The organism is Streptomyces sp. NBC_00210 (assembly GCF_045160975.1).
Taxonomy (GTDB): Bacteria; Actinomycetota; Actinomycetes; order Streptomycetales; family Streptomycetaceae; genus Streptomyces.
In genome coordinates, this window is record NZ_CP108120.1 from 8,160,009 (window position 1) to 8,173,610 (window position 13,602).

At 70.9% G+C, this 13,602-nt stretch carries 8 protein-coding genes; 2 read left to right on the forward strand and 6 right to left on the reverse strand.

The window, feature by feature from the left end; genetic code table 11:
- Window positions 1-7: 7 nt before the first annotated feature.
- Window positions 8-3,292 carry a GH92 family glycosyl hydrolase gene (locus OG729_RS36735; RefSeq protein ID WP_405810346.1) on the reverse strand — a complete coding sequence of 1,095 codons (3,285 nt, stop codon included), beginning with the start codon at window positions 3,290-3,292 and terminating at the stop codon, window positions 8-10.
- Between the two features lie 529 nt (window positions 3,293-3,821).
- On the opposite strand from OG729_RS36735, the gene OG729_RS36740 reads away from it, so the two are divergent.
- A complete protein-coding gene (locus OG729_RS36740) occupies window positions 3,822-6,227 on the forward strand; it encodes a SpoIIE family protein phosphatase (RefSeq protein WP_405810347.1) in 2,406 nt (801 codons plus the stop codon).
- A gap of 85 nt (window positions 6,228-6,312) precedes the next feature.
- Here the strand turns inward: OG729_RS36740 and OG729_RS36745 are convergent, their stop codons facing one another.
- The 3 genes from OG729_RS36745 to OG729_RS36755 form a co-directional block, all read right to left on the reverse strand.
- The gene (locus OG729_RS36745; RefSeq protein ID WP_405810349.1) at window positions 6,313-8,226 is read right to left on the reverse strand and encodes a protein-arginine deiminase domain-containing protein; all 1,914 of its coding nucleotides are present in this window, start codon (window positions 8,224-8,226) and stop codon (window positions 6,313-6,315) included.
- Window positions 8,227-8,487: 261 nt separating this feature from the next.
- Window positions 8,488-9,387: a DMT family transporter gene (locus OG729_RS36750; RefSeq protein ID WP_405810351.1), complete on the reverse strand. Its 900-nt coding sequence runs from the start codon at window positions 9,385-9,387 to the stop codon at window positions 8,488-8,490.
- An 18-nt stretch (window positions 9,388-9,405) separates the two neighbouring features.
- Window positions 9,406-9,951 (reverse strand): hypothetical protein, encoded by a 546-nt coding sequence (locus OG729_RS36755; protein ID WP_405810352.1) that lies wholly within the window; start codon window positions 9,949-9,951, stop codon window positions 9,406-9,408.
- 298 nt (window positions 9,952-10,249) lie between these two features.
- Here OG729_RS36755 and OG729_RS36760 point away from each other — a divergent pair, with 298 nt between their 5' ends.
- Window positions 10,250-12,463, forward strand: a complete 2,214-nt coding sequence (locus OG729_RS36760; RefSeq protein WP_405811415.1) for an FUSC family protein — start codon at window positions 10,250-10,252, stop codon at window positions 12,461-12,463.
- Between the two features lie 84 nt (window positions 12,464-12,547).
- Here the strand turns inward: OG729_RS36760 and OG729_RS36765 are convergent, their stop codons facing one another.
- The gene (locus tag OG729_RS36765) at window positions 12,548-13,069 is read right to left on the reverse strand and encodes an RICIN domain-containing protein (RefSeq protein WP_405810354.1); all 522 of its coding nucleotides are present in this window, start codon (window positions 13,067-13,069) and stop codon (window positions 12,548-12,550) included.
- Between the two features lie 42 nt (window positions 13,070-13,111).
- Window positions 13,112-13,543 carry a hypothetical protein gene (locus OG729_RS36770; protein WP_360868684.1) on the reverse strand — a complete coding sequence of 144 codons (432 nt, stop codon included), beginning with the start codon at window positions 13,541-13,543 and terminating at the stop codon, window positions 13,112-13,114.
- Window positions 13,544-13,602 lie beyond the last annotated feature (59 nt).

Sequence of the window (13,602 nt, forward strand, 5' to 3'; positions counted from 1 at the left end):
CAGGCGGTCAGCCCAGCGCCACCGTGAACACATGGATGTTCTGGTTGTCCGGCAGCGTCACGCTCCTGATGGTCTTGCCGGCCGGGGCGTGGAAGGACTTGGTGGCGAAGACATAGGCGTCCACCACGTCTTTGTCGCCGCCGCTGACATTGCGGTACGGGGTCCTGGCGACAGTCTCGTTTCCGTACTGGACCGTGCCGCCCCCGCCGCCGACCGTCCAGTCGGTGAAGGAGAGGTCGGCGGTGCCCGAACTGCCGTCGGTATACGTCACCTTCGCCGTCGCCGCCTGGTTGCCGTTGACCGCGCTGCCGACGAAGGAGAGAGCGGTCGGCGTGCCGGCCACCTCGATCGTCTGGCCGGTGGCCGAGGCGTTGTCGGGCCGGGCCACCGGCGATGCGGGCCAGGTGAAGTCGAGGCCCTGGGTGGCGGCTTTCGTGCCCGGCGCGAGTCCGGCCCCGGCAAGGGCCTGGCGCGAGTAGCTCCAGCCGCCACCGTCGTAGTCGGCTTCGTCGTGCTCGCCCACGTCGTCACAGGCCCCGACGTTGTTGTAGGCGGCGAGCATGCTGCCGGGCTCCGCGACGGTGAGGGTGACCGGCTGCTTCACGGACAGGCCGCCGTCGCTGGTGACGGCCACCTCGGCATCGTAGAAGCCTTCCGGCGTCTGCTCTGCAGCCGTCAGTTTGATCTCGGCCGTGCCGTCGGGGCCGACCGCGCCGGACGCGGGTGAGGCGGTGAGGCCGGTCGGTGCGGTGACCTTGAAGTCCACTGCCGGTCCGGTGCCCGAACTCACCTGCACCGCCGCGACCTTGATGGTCAGTGAGCCGCCGGGCGCGATGGTCCCCGTGGTCGGTCCGACGCCGATCTGGTACGGCTGCTCGCCGGTGCGGAACGACGGCGGGGCGGCGTCGGTGGCCGATCCCCAGGAGCGATTGGGCTCCTTGCCGAGGATGTAGTCGAGTCTCCCGCCACGCGCGACGACGGAGGCGGGCAGCCACGGCCTGTCGCTCGCCGCGCCGTTGACCTTCAGCGACTGGACATACGGCGCGTCGGCGGCCGCGCCCGGAGCCCGTACGGTGATGTCGCGGTTGCCGCGCTCGATCTCGATGCGGGGGAACAGCGGTGAGGACAGGACGAGTTCAGCACGCGAGGGGACCTGCGGGTACATGCCCATCGCGGAGAAGACGTACCAGGACGACATGGCGCCGAGGTCGTCGTTGCCGGGGATGCCCTGAGGTTCGGTGGACCACAGTTTGCGCATCGCGGCCCGTACGGTCTCCTGTGTCTTGTACGGCTGCCCTGCGTACGCATACAGATAGGGCACATTGATGGACGGTTCGTTGTCCAGCTCGGACTTCTCGCCGCCGCTGCCGCTGAAGGCCCAGCTGCCGTCGGCGTTGTGGAAGAAGGAGTCCAGGCGGTCGACCGCCTTGTCCTTGCCGCCCATCGCCGCGAACAGGCCCGCGGCGTTGTGCGGGACCATCCAGGTGTACTGGGCCGCGGAGCCCTCGACAAAGCCGTTGCCGGTGGCCGGAGTGAAGCCGGTGACCCAGCTGCCGTCGGCCTTGCGGTTGGCGATGTATCCGCCGCTCGGGTGGGCCGCGGCGTTGAAGCTGTTCTGCCACCACTGGGCGCGCTCGGCGAAGGTCCGGGCCGTCTGCTTCCGTCCGGCGGCGGTGGCGAGCTGGGAGAGGGCGAAGTCCGCGCCGGAGATCTCCAGGGTCTCGGCCGCGCCGCCCCAGGCGTTGGAGACGGACGGCATGTAGTGGAGGGCCAGGTATTTGTCGAGGGACGGCCGCTGCCCCACCGACAGGATGGGCTTTCCGGCCGGACTGAGGTCCTTCTCGGTCGGTACGGTCGCGGCCTTGACCAGCGAGTCCAGCGCCCCCTCGAGATCGAAGCCGTCACCGCCGAAGGCGTGGATGCCGGCGAGGGCGGCGGGGGAGGGGTCTCCGTTCATGACGTGCGTACCACCGGCGTTGTGGATCCACCGGTCCCACAGGCCACCGTTCTGGCGGGCCAGGTTGTACAGCGACTGGGCGATGTCGGAGCCGGTCCTCGGCTTGAGCAGGGTCAGCAGCTGAAGCTGCGAGCGGTACACGTCCCAGCCCGAGAAGGTCCCGTACTGGGCCTTCTGACGCCCTGTCACCCGGTGGACCTTGCCGTCGCTGCCCGCGTAGCGCCCGTCGGCGTCGTTGATGACGTTGGGGTGGAACAGGGCGTGGTAGAGCGCGGTGTAGAAGGTGGTCCGGTCGCTGTCGGAGCCGCCGCCGATGCGGATGGCGGAGAGCTCACGGCGCCACGCGTCGTGCGCGGCCCGGCGTACGTCGTCGAAGGAGCGGGCCGGCGGGTTCTCGGCCACGAGATTGGCCTCGGCGCCCTTCTGGTCGACGTAGGAGACGGCCACCTTTACGCCGATCGGGTTCTTTCCCTGCGCGAACTGGACGTACCCGCCCGAGCCCTTGCCCGCGACGGGTCGGCCGTCGGTGCCGAAGCCGCCCGTGCCGCCGTCGGCCGTGGTGGCGCCCGGCTTCAACTCGCCGTCCTGCCAGGTGCCGTGGGAGGTGAAGGCGCGGTCGAAGGTGGCGGTGAAGTGGAGGGTGTAGTAGCTGCGGCGCCCCTCGGGATCGAGATAGCCGCAGAAGTTGCCGCTGGTGACCGAGCCGGAAACGGTGCGGCGCTGCGGGTCGATGGTGACCTGCGCGTCCGTGGAGCCGACCTCGGAGTTGGCGCTGCGGATGAGGAGCGAGGCGGCCTTGTCCTCGGGGAAGGTGAAGCGACCGGAGCCGGTGCGGGTGGTGGCCGTCAGATCGGCGGTCACGCCGGACTTCAACGCGACCTTGTAGTGCCCGGGTTCGGCTGTCTCGTCGGCATGGCTGAAGTCGGCTGCGTACACCGCGTCCTTCGTGTCCGCGGCGGGCGAGGACGTGACTTCGCCCGCGTACGGGAAGAACGGGATGTCACCGGAGCCGCCGGCGCAGCCGGTGCCGGACATATGGGTCAGGCTGAAGCCGCGGATGCGGGCGGCGTCGTACTGATAGCCGCCCGGAGCGGCGGTGCGGGTGGCGTCTCCGCGGGTGTTCTCGGGGCTCCAGGAGAGCATGCCCTGCGGGAGAACGGCACCGGGGACGGTGTTGCCGCCGTTTCTGCTGCCGATCAGTGGATTGACGTAGGCGGTCGGATCGCTGACCAGGGGCACGAGCGTGTCCGCAGCTGCCGGGGCGGCGAGCGCGGGCACAGTGAGTCCCATGGTCAGCGCCGCGGCCGCGAAGGCGGCCGGGAGCTTTAATTGCATGGCGGTCCTGCCTTGTCGGAAGGGCCGCGCACGACTGGTCGAACAAGCCGGAGGGGACCGTACCGCAAACCCCTCACTTCCCGTAAGGGCGCCCTCGCCCCCTGTGCTCCATGCCGGCGAGTCGAACCCGAACACCCTTGACGGCGCGGGGAGTTTGCCGCTCTACTGATCGGCATCTCCCGCTTGACAACGTTGTCGCGCTTCGGCCGGTCGAACAAGCCATCGCCCGTCGAAGGTCGGCCACACGGAAGGGCGCCTTCCCTGTGGTGCGCCCGGGACTCGGGCGACCGGAGCTGCGGAACACTCGTAGAAGCCCGCACGCGGCGCCCGTGTTCCCTAGGCTGGAAGTGACTGGTCCCTGACGCGTGTCGAGGTTGGGTATACCTCCTCGGAGGGCTGCTCGCCCGGCGAAGACCGGTCGGAGGCGAGGGAACATGAGACGTCCGGCGATGACGCCAGCGGGCCCACCGGTGCGCCCCGCGATCCAGGCCCACCGCGCTCGCCTCCGGCCACAGGGGCGCTGCGGCCGGTGAGAGAGCGGATACGGGTCTTCGGCGGGGCGGTGCTGGCCGCTGTCTATGTGCTGGGCAAGAAGAACGACAGCCTGGAACTGGTGGAATCGTCCGGAGGTTCCGGTGCCCTGTACGGGCTGTCGCCCAGCTATCCCCTCTCCGCTCATGCTCCCGTCGTGGACGCCTTCCGCGCCCGTCACCCCCTGTGGCTGAACGCGGGAGGAATCGCTGCCTACGGAGAGAATCCGCCGGAGATCCTGCCCGCCGACATCTCGCTGGGCGCACTGCCGCTCGGAGCGAATGGCAGCCCGCTGGGCTGCCTGGTCGTCGTGGACGACGTCAGCGAGGGCTTCGACGCCGACCGGCGCCACCTTCTGGAGCTCTACGCCGACCAGGTCGCCGCATGGCTCGAAGCAGGCGGCGAACCAAGCACCCACCCCGCCCGAACGGGGCCACGGCCGGTCCTGGGTCCCGCCCTGGACCGCCTCTGCGTCGGCTCGTTCACCCTGGTCCTCGGCACCGGGCAGATCGACGCGGACAGCAAGGTGCTCAACCTGGTCGACATCCCGCGGGACGACTTCGACGGACGGGTGGAGACGCTGCTGGCGCACACCGTCCCCGAGGACCTGCCCGCGCTCCTGTCCATCGTCGACCCCGGCCATATGACCTCCGGCAGCCGGGAACTCGAGTTCCGCATCCGCCGCCCCACCGGCGAGCTGCGCTGGCTGCGTCTGCGGTGCCGGGTGCTGCCGGCCGACGGCGGCAAGCCGGAACGGGTGCTCGGTGTCGTCGCCGACGCCTCGCATCTGAGGCCCAGCGGCGGCGAGGTCTCCAGGGTGCAGCGACTGTCCGTCGCGCTGGCCGGCGCGATGACCGTCCGGGACGTCAGCAGGGCTGTGGTCGCCGCCCTGCGCGGCCCGCTGGAAGCCGATCGGGTGGCCCTCGCCGAAATCGAGGGCGACCGGCTGGTGGTCACGGTCCTCGACCCGCCGGAGCCCGATGCCTGGCCGGAGCTCTGGCGTTCCGAATGGCGCTCCGAGTGGCCCGATGCGCCCGCCCGTGCCCTGCCGACGCTGGAGGCCGCGGTACGCGAGGGTCGCACGAGCCTGTGGACGGCGGGCTCCACCCTCGAACCGGGCCTGAGGGGCATCGGCCCCGGCGGTCTCGCCGTACTGCCGCTCCCGGCCGAGGGCCGGGTGGTCGGCGCATGCCTGGTCGGATGGGACGAGCCGCACGCGTTCGGCCCCGAAGAACGGTATCTGCTCACCGCGACGGCGGGCCTGGTGGGACAGGCCCTGGTGCGCGCCCGTGCGCTCGACGCCGAACACGAGCTCGCCACGATGCTCCAGCGCAGCCTGCTGCCACGCAAGCTGCCACGGCTGTCCGGCGGGGTGGCCGTCGCCCGCTATCTGCCCGCGACGGTGGGACTCGCGGTCGGCGGCGACTGGTACGACGTCATCCAGCTCTCCGAGAACCAAGTGGCGCTGGTCGTCGGTGATGTGCAGGGGCACAACGCCGGTGCCGCGACAATCATGGGCCAGATGCGCACGGCGATCAGGGCCTACGCCATCGAGGGCCACCCGCCCGACGTCGTCGTCTCCCGCGCCAACCGGCTGCTCGTCAGCATGGAGACCGACCTCTTCGCCACCTGCTGCTATGTCGCCATAGACATGGAGGAGGGCAACGCCTGGTGCGTCCGCGCCGGACACCTGCCGCCGGTGCTGCGCCAACCGGAGGGCAGTACCGGCGAGGTGGACCTCGAGGGCGGACCTCCGCTGGGCGTGCTGGCGGAGGCGGAGTTCCCGATGACCGCGGTCGCACTGGCCCCGGGCGCCGTTCTCGCCCTGCTGACGGACGGCCTGGTTGAGTCGTCCAGCCTTCACCTGGACGACGGCATGCACCGCGTGTGCGACGTACTCGCCACCGCCGACCCGTCCGACGCCGGGCGGATGGCCGACGACCTGCTCGGCGGCGCCAACCGGCGCGACGACGACGTGGCCCTGCTGCTTCTGCGCTACGACGGGATCGGAGTCCGGCCGCTCCGGGCCGGCTGGACGGTGTGGAGGCTGCCCGACGCCGTCGCGCACGCGCGCCGTTTCACCTCCCGCACCCTGCGCTCCTGGCACGTGACTCAGGAGCGCGACGCGATCCTGCTGGTCGTCTCAGAACTGGTCACCAATGCCCTGGTGCACACCCAGGGCCCGGTGCGCCTCGACCTCACACTCGCCGGGGAGCGGATCCGGGTGGCAGTGAGCGACATGTCGCCGCGCGCGCCCGTCAAACCGGCGCGGATGGACTGGGAGGCGACCGGTGGCCGGGGAATCCTGCTCGTCGAGGCGGTGTCGACGTCGTACGGCTCGGTACCGCTCGGCGGCGGCAAGCAGGTCTGGGGCGAAATCGTCCTGTCACCGCGCGAGCCCTGACGGCAGAGCGGCCCGACGCCGCGGAGCCCTGCGGGGCCGAGCGGCCCGAACGCCGCGGGGCGTCCGGGCCGTTACCCCTACCGGCTTACGACTTCCACCACGCGGCGGACGTGTCGCGCAGCGTGTTGGTACCGCAGTGCACCTCGCCCATGCCGAGGTGGTACGTGTGCCAGTCGTCGAGGTACGACACCTTCAGGCCCGCCTGCGTGTACGCGGCCGTCACGGCCGAGGTGAATATGTCCTTGCCGCCGATGACGGGGCCCCATTGCCGCGGGGCCAGGTAGCGGTTGCGGCCGAGCAGGATTCCGTTGACCGCGCCCGGGACGTAGGCACTGGTCATGACCGCATCCGCTGCCGTGCCACGGTCGCCCTGCCGCGCGAGCTCCTTCTGCTGCCCGTGCTCGCGGACCACGTCCGGTGCGTTGCCGGCGCCCATCCGCGTCAGCCGCGGCATGCTGTCACCCCGCCCGCCGTCGTTCGTACCCCGCGTGAACAGCGCGGGCACCCGCACGACCTCGGCGTCGGTCACACCCGTCTCCCGCTTGAGCACCTCCAGATTCGCCGCGATCCGCTTCGCGGCCATGGTGTTGTCGGCCACCAGGAACTTCGAGGCGAGCGCCTGGTCGATGGTCTCCTTCGGCGCGGGCATGTCCTTGTTCCCCGGCACCGAGAACATCCGCGTCCTGCCGTGTCCGGCCGACTGTGCATCGCGCAGCAGCCTCAGCCCAAGCTCGGGGTCGGCTATCCCGAGCCTCCAGCCGCGCGGTGTGTCCGCGGGGAGGAACTGTACGAACTCGTCCACATGGCCCACATGCAGCCACGAGGTGTCCAGCAGCAGCGGGTCCTGGAGGCCCTGGGACTTCAGCAGCGTACGCATCACCTGGGCGGGCTTCGAGCCGTTGTCCTTGCGCTCGCCCATGATGATGCGGCCGGCCGGGAAGGACCGGCCACCGTGGGTGTACGGAGGGATGGTCTCCAGGTTCCCCATCGAGTTGAGTGTCCACTCCTCCGAGTCACGGACCCCGGACACCTGCACCACACCAACGCCGTTGCCGCGCAGCTTCTCGAACAGCTCCCGGCCCGCCGCGCGGTCCGCCTGCGCCGACCGCAGCATCACCCGCATCACCTGCGGACGCCCGCCGGGACCGGCCATGTTCACATAGCCGGGCTCGACGAAGTCCTGGGCCCAGATGTCCCCGTACTTGGTGAGGGTCTGCAGCGGCTTGTCGATTCCGGCCGACTTGACCTCCGCGGCCAGGCCGTTGACGAACGCCTGCTGCCGGCGCGCATAGTCGTCCTTCCCCTTCACCCTGGTGACCAGCAACTGCTGTGCGTTCTGCAGATGGTGGTGGGTGAGCAGCGGGGCGACCCGCAGGGTGATGTCGTCCGAGGTGCTCTTTCCGCCGGCGTTCACGGTCAGGCGGATCACGGTGCGACCGCCCCAGAGCGCACTGTCGCGTATCACATCGGTGCCCTCGACCCCGAACTCCACTCCGGCCCGGAGCTCGGCGGCGGACAGGCGGGTCTTGGCCGTCACCCAGGCCCAGCCGCCGGCGCGCTTGACGAAGACCCGGGTGTTCTTCGCTCCGGCCACGACGCTCAGCGCCCCCGTGGCCGTGGCGGGCAGATCAGCCATCGGCACAGAACGCACCCGGGCCAGGTCGGCTGCGTCGTCCGAGCCGTTCACCACGGTGTCGGCCGCGTCGTTGCAGGCGGCGAGCCGGGCATCCGGCAGCGGCTTGCCACCCGGGCCGGTGGTCGCGCACCTCTTGGTGTCGTCGTCGATGTTGGGGAGGAAGACCGCGCCCCGCTGGAGGGTCCAGCCGTCCTCGCCGGCGGTGTCGCTCGTGCCGGTGATGTCCACCCGCCCGTCCCGGTTCACATCCGCCCGGAGGTCAACCTGCGGCGGATCGGCGGCGAACGCCGGTGACACGGGCGCCAGTACGCCCCCGATCACGGTGATCGCCAGTGCCGCGCGTCTCGCATGGCTCGTACCCACGATGCGTCCCTTCCTCAAGGTCGGTTACCGAGCCGGAAGAGGAGTGGGAGGAAAGGCGCGTTGCCTGCGGGTGGCGGGATCCTTGGAAGGGGTACCGGGACGCGACCGGGGGAGGAGGCAGTGTCAGCCCAGGGAATGACGAGAAATCAGGTGCAATCGGGTATTGGCGACAGGGCGCGAATATCGGCTCGACGGCCGGGCCCTGGATTTCGACGCGAGACAGCGTGCTGACCTCGGCTTCCCGCCTTCAGTCGGGGTGCCTCAGGGAATGTCCGCTCCTTGCGCCGGCTCGTCCGGGGCGGCGACCACGGACTGGGTGAGCGGGATTCGGGAGAGCACGAGGACGCCCGTCGCGATCATGGCGAGGCCGAGCAGCTGCGGCAGCAACCACCAGCCGGAGCGGACGTGTTCCTCGTAGATGATGATGCCGAGGGCCATGCTCACCGTCGCGTCGCCGAGCGTGATCGCGGGCTGGGAAGCGACCAGCGGACCGGCCTGCAGGGCGTTCTCCAGCAGAAAGAGCGCGCCTGCGCCGAACGCCGCGAAGGCGTAGGTCTGCCAGGCGGTGAAGAAGGCCGCGATCCCGTCGTCGTCCAGGATGTGCATGGCTGCCTTCATCAGCGCCGCCGTAAGGGCGTAACTGATGGCGGTGGCCGTACCCAGACAGGCCGCGCGGGCCCGGCCCTCGGGGCGCTTGAGGGCGGCCAGGGCGAGTACGACGACCGCTCCCGTGCACACCGCGAGCGCGGGGAGCCAGCGGTCCAGCGGGACATGGGTGCGGTTGCCCTCCGGGGACGCGGCCGCGAGGGCGACTGCGAGGCCCGCCACCACACCGGTCACGGCCAGCCAGCCGGCGCGCGGGAGGTGCCGGCGCATCAGCAGCGAGGCGACGATCAGGGTGAGCGGCAGTTCGAGGACGAAGAGGGGCTGAACGATCGTCAGTGGCCCGGTCGCCAGTGCCACTGCCTGGCAGACGGCGGCGACGATGACGGTGAGGATTCCGGCCAGCCAGACGGGGTGGCGCAGCAGATCGAGCATCAGCCTTGCGCGAAAGCCGTCGGAGCGTGGCACGCTGAGGGCCGCCCGGCGCTGCAGCACGGTCGCGACAGCGTTGCTCAGCGCAGCGCCGAGCGCGAAAACGACAGGCAGCAGGGTGTGCACCGTGTGGTCCTCCGGCGGTCAGTGTTCTTCTTCGATGTGCAGGCCGGAGGCGGGCCTCGCGAAGAGCCGCCGGGCGTTCTCGTCGAGGGCGGCGAAGCCCTCGACGAGCTGTGCCGCGACCCGCCAGCCCCCGTCCGCCCCGTGGTCCGCTCTCCGGTCGTCTGCTGGTGCGTGACGCGGTGCTCCGGCCGGCTCGGGCGCGTGCTGCGGGGCGAATTCCCAGAGGTGGAAGGCCTTTCCGGTGAAGGTGTCGCTCACCGCTGATCCGTCGAGACGGTGCCGCAGGAAGAACTCCAGCCGGGTGTGGGTGCGCCGGCGGCCGCTGTGCAGCCGCTCGGGCGGGGACATCTGCTCCACGATGTCGTCGAAGAATTCGGCGCGGGCTTCCAGGAAGGACCGCAGCCCCTGCTCGCCCTGCCGGATCAGCCCGTCGACGAAGCCGGTGCGGAAGTCGTCGGTGAGGATTGCCTCCCGCATCCGCTCGGCCGGCGCATGGGCCTGCAACAGCGCGAAGTACCGCTCGATCGCGTCCCAGATCAGCGGGGCGGCGCGCTCGGAAGACATGCGACCTCCCACGTTCCGCACAGGTCCGGCGCCCTGTGCCGCCGCCGGGCCCGTGCCCTTCTTGCCATGGTGGCCCCGGCCCGGCCTGCCCCGCGATCCGGACCGCCGCCGCCGGGCGACGGACCGGCCGGGCTGCGGACCGGCGAGACGGACCGGCCGGGCTGCGGACCGGCGAGGGCGAGCCGACAATGGGGGCAAGGGCGCACGCCCGACCTACTCGCGACGTCGAGACGGCGTCGCGCGAGAGGAACGTGCCCATGCGCGCCACGTCGTCGGCCGGGCGTTCGCGGTGACCGGCATACGCACCGCCAAACCGCACCGGCGCCGCCTGACGGCTGCGCACCGGCCGGACCGTACGGCGATCGTGCACCGAGCCGTGCGGGTGACGACGGCGGCCTCCGCCGGGTTCTATCCGTTCGTGTACGGCGTGGATGAGCCGGCGACGGCGCTGTACGCCCTGTTCGGGCCGGTGGCGTTCGGGATACTGTCGCCCATCCCCGGCTCCGGCCGGCAACGGGCCGCTGTGATGCTGCGGGCGCTGCCGGTCGGCCTGGGACTGGTCGCGCTGGGGACGATGCTGGCCGCACACACCTGGGCGGCGGTTGCCGGAATGCTGGTCGTCGGATTCGTTCTGACCTTTGCGGCGGTCGCAGGGCCACGCCCTGCAGGAGCGGCGCCCGGCCTTCAGCTCTTCTACATCCTGGCCTGCTTCCCGCCCTACGAACCGGGCGCTCTGGGGTCGCGGCTGGCCGGCCTGACCCTGGGCGTGCTGCTGCTCGCCGCGTGCGAGGTCTTCCTGCTGCCCGCCCCGCCGACCACCTCCTACCGGCAGAGCCTCGCGGGCACCATCGCGACCGCAGGCAGCGCCGCCGCGGCAGCAGCCGGCGCCGAGCCCCCCGATGGAGCAACAGGGGGCGCGGAGCCTGCCGAAGCCGGCGTCGGCTGGGCGGACCGGCTGCGGGAGAGTGGCCATCAGCTGCGGCTGTCCCGGCTTGCGCCCGCCGAACGGCCTGCCGGGGCGGGCCGAGTGGACCGGGCGCTGGCGCAGGCCGGTACCGCGGCCCGCAGGCTGCTGGACCAGCTGGCGCGGTTGGCCCAGACCTCGCCGCCCGTGGGCGCGGCCGCGGGTGCTCGTACCGCCGCTGACGCGGGCGCGGATGCCGCCTCGGCGCGTCTCCTTGGCCGGGTGGCGGCCGTCTGCGGCGCCACCGCGACGGCCCTGAGCACCGGCAGGCCGCAGCCCCCGTCCCCCGGCTTGGAGGTGGCGATACGGGACTTTCAGGCGTTGCGGGTCACCCAGGCGACCGGACCGCATCAGGCCGTGCCGTCCGTCCCGGTGCTGCGCCGCCAGGCCGCGGTCCTCGCCATGGCGGGGTCGGCCCGCATCCTGGAGACCGCCGTTCGCGTCGGTCTCGACGGCAGACGCACGTCGCCGATCCCGCCGCGGGAGTTGTTCTGGTACGCCGACGTCAATGCCGCTGTGCTGTGGTGGCGGCGGGTGGCCGGAAACTTGACGCTGCGTTCGGTCGTGTTCCAGAACGCCGTCCGGACCGCGCTGGGGCTGGGCTTGGCCCGGCTGGTGGCGGGCTCACTGGATCTCGCCCACGGCTTCTGGGTGCTGCTCGCGGTGCTCACCTTGGGACGTACCACCGCGGGGGAGACGTGGACGGCCGTGCGTTCGGCGCTGGCGGGCACTCTGGTCGGGGCGGTCGCGGCGGGTACGTTGCTGCTCCTCGCCGGGCGCCACACCGATGTGTACGCGGCGCTGCTCGCGCCCGCCATGCTGGCCGCGTTCGCGCTGGGGCCGCTGTTCGGAGTCGCCTGGGCGCAGGCGCTGTTCACGCTGGTGGTGTCGGCGGCCTTCGCCCAGATCGCGCCGTCCTCCTGGCAGTTGGCGGAGGACCGGATCGTGGATGTGGTCACGGGCAGCGTGATCGGCCTGCTGTGCGGTCTCGTGGCCTGGCCGGCCGGTGCCCGGCGCGAGGTGCGAAGAACCATGGCCGCACTGCTGAACTCCTGCGGCCCGCTGATCACCCAGTTGGTCGGCGTGCTTGTCACAACTCCGCCGCGAGGTGCACCCCTGCCGTCGACGCTGCCGGTCCTGCGCCGGCTGCGCCTGGCGGAGGCGGCGTATCTGCAGCTCCGCAGCGAACCGGGCGTGGGTTCGGCCGCCGCGGTGGACTGGCATGCCGTGCTCATCGCGGCGAATCACATCCTGCTCGGCGTCCATTGGCTGCCCCGCTTCGATCTGCCTGCGCCCGCCGTCCCCCCGGCCGCCGCCGCATCGGCCAGAACGACGGCCGACCGGCTGGCCCTGACCACCGACCGGGTCGCCGCGCTCTGCGCCGACGAGGACCCCTCGCGACGCCGGCCTGCCCTGTCGGCGAATCGCGCGCCCCCTGATGTGCCCGACCGCCCGCCGCTGCCCGTCCTGATCGACCTCGAGTACTGGCTGGGCAGCCTCACTGCCCAACTTGCCCGTATCGAGGCTTCGGTGAGGCAAGGCAGCTGAGCAGTTCGGGGAGGGCGGGAGAGTGTGTCTGCATGGGCCGCCCCGCTCGGGATTGAGCGGGGCGGCCGCCGTTCAGCGGTCGTGTCAGACGGGGTCGATGGACCACCAGTTCTTCGCGATGTTGCTGTTGGGCTCAAGGACGACGACTTCGATGGTCACGTTGCCGTAGTAGGGCGTCATCACCTGCTTCGCGGAGCGAGAGATGATCTTGTACTGGTTGTCGGAGAACCTCTGCTCCAGGGACCACTGGAACTCGTATGTGTCGTTGCACGTGCCCTGGGTGACGTACGTCTTGCCGTAGTACGGGCCGCCGGGCTTGAGGCACTTGCCGGTCTTCGTGTTGCGGATGAGATAGTAGCCGCCGGCGGGCTCGAAGGTCCACTGGTCGCCGCCCAGGGTGTGGGCCTGGCTCCAGGTCCAGATGTAGATGCCGTCGGCGTGGTTGTTGCCATAGCCGGTGGGCAACAGACTGCCGCCGGTCGCGTTGTTGAGGATGCGGTACGCGGGGTCGGCCGCGCTCGCGGTGGTCGCGGTGGCGGCCGCCCCGCCCAGCAGTGCTGCGAGCAGGCCGAGGACCAGGACCAGTCGGCCGAGGACGCGTTGCATGTCAGACCTCTTTCCTGTGGGGGGAGTTGGGCTGGGACTGGTTCAGATCCGCTTCAGGTGCAGCAGCTTTCCGTGGCTGGTGCCGAGCCAGATCTTCTGGTGTGCCTCCGTGCCCGCCAGGGACAGGTAGTCGTAGGCGGCGAGGCTGCTCTGGCCGGAGTTGACCGTGACGGTGGCCCGCTCGAGACACCAGTCGGGTTCGGAGCCGGAGGGCTCGATGCGCAGATAGACCGGGAACAGATGGAGATCGCTCGTGTCGAGCTGCGGTCGGCGCGGGTCGTTCGTCGTCGCGTTGAGCACATTGCCGCCGTCGCCGAGGACGAAGGTCTGGGCGGCGCCCCTTTGGAAGTCGTCGGCCGAGGTGTCGAGCGCGAACTCGCGTCCACCCAGGCCGAGATAGACGTAACTGTCCGTTCCGCCTCCGTCGTCCTCCGCGGTGAAGACATACGCTTCGATCTTGGTGATGGCTGCCATGAGTGAGCCTCTCTGATCGCCGATGCGCATGGATGGGTGCATTACGCAAAGTAGCGAAG

What these genes read in the sequence shown, in the direction of transcription:
- OG729_RS36770 (WP_360868684.1), bottom strand. Translation starts at nt 13,543, where the DNA reads ATGGCAGCCATCACCAAGATCGAAGCGTATGTCTTCACCGCGGAGGAC.
- OG729_RS36735 (WP_405810346.1), bottom strand. Translation starts at nt 3,292, where the DNA reads ATGCAATTAAAGCTCCCGGCCGCCTTCGCGGCCGCGGCGCTGACCATG.
- OG729_RS36755 (WP_405810352.1), bottom strand. Translation starts at nt 9,951, where the DNA reads ATGTCTTCCGAGCGCGCCGCCCCGCTGATCTGGGACGCGATCGAGCGG.
- OG729_RS36765 (WP_405810354.1), bottom strand. Translation starts at nt 13,069, where the DNA reads ATGCAACGCGTCCTCGGCCGACTGGTCCTGGTCCTCGGCCTGCTCGCA.